The sequence below is a fragment of the Sphingomonas sp. RB1R13 genome (assembly GCF_036663775.1).
Taxonomy (GTDB): Bacteria; Pseudomonadota; Alphaproteobacteria; order Sphingomonadales; family Sphingomonadaceae; genus Sphingomicrobium.
Window position 1 is genome coordinate 1 of record NZ_JAXOJM010000102.1, and the last position, 1,065, is coordinate 1,065.

At 64.3% G+C, this 1,065-nt stretch carries 1 protein-coding gene and 1 pseudogene; one reads left to right on the plus strand and one right to left on the minus strand.

Annotated features, from left to right (window positions below):
• A partial coding sequence (locus U1700_RS15250; RefSeq protein WP_332753514.1) for an Lrp/AsnC family transcriptional regulator occupies positions 1 to 319 on the minus strand: 319 nt, incomplete at its 3' end.
• Between the two features lie 173 nt (positions 320 to 492).
• On the opposite strand from U1700_RS15250, the pseudogene U1700_RS15255 reads away from it, so the two are divergent.
• Positions 493 to 1,065 (plus strand): annotated as a pseudogene (locus U1700_RS15255) (histidine kinase dimerization/phospho-acceptor domain-containing protein); the annotation flags it as partial.

Sequence of the window (1,065 nt, forward strand, 5' to 3'; positions counted from 1 at the left end):
TGAAGTCGATCTCGCCGTTTAGCATGTGGCACTCGCGCACTTCGGGGATGCCCGCGACATGCGCCTCGAAGGCGGCCAGGTCATGCTCGGCCTGGCTGCGCAGCGACACCATGGCGAAGACGGTGATCGGAAAGCCCAGACGCGCGGCGTCGAGGTCGGCATGATAGCCGCGAATGGCCCCGGCTTCCTCCAGCGCGCGGACGCGGCGCAGGCAGGGCGGGGCGGTCAAACCGACGCGTTCGGCCAGTTCGACATTGGTCATACGGCCATCGGCCTGCAACAGCGCCAGGATCTGCCGATCGATGCGATCGAGCGCCATTACACGATACTCCACATAAAATGCCGAATCCCTATGCTCTTTGACGGCGTACTATAAGAAAATTACGCACTACCGTAATTCTCGGGCATTGCAACGGCACCGATAAGGATATTTGCAGGTTACCAGTTGGAAGGATAAGGACGTTAAGACAGGGGCGTTAGGGCCGATCGGCCATGCGTGAAGGGAGCTCAGTGCGGTTCGACGATAGTCTGGCGACGATTTTATCGGCCGACACTGCGACGCCTTTCGGCGCGCAGACTGCCTGGCGGCAGCTGATCGACTTGATAAGCCGTGGCCGTGCGCCTGCCGATCCGCCGATGCTCGCGCGGCTTGCCGAACTGCGTGCTGCGGTGGCCGAGGGCGTTCGCGTCGCCAGCGCGCGCATCCTGAGCAGCGGCCACCCGCCCGCCGCACTGGTCGGCTTCTTTGCACAGGATACGATGGCGGTCGCCGCGACGGTGCTGCGCAACGTCGAACTGGCGGACGATGACTGGCTGGCGATTCTGCCCAACCTGACCCCGCGCACCCGCTCGATCCTCCGGCACCGGCGGAATTTGTCCGAGACCGTGATGCGGGGCCTGGAAAGTTTCGGTTCGGTCGATTTCGTGCTTCCGAACATGAGCGGGCCGGTCGATGCGACCATGTCTGCCGCATTGCCGATCGAGGCCGCGCCGGAGCCTGTAACCGAGCCCGCGGCGCGCGTCCCGGAGCAGCCCGAGCCAGGCGTAACGCCCAAGCCGATGACG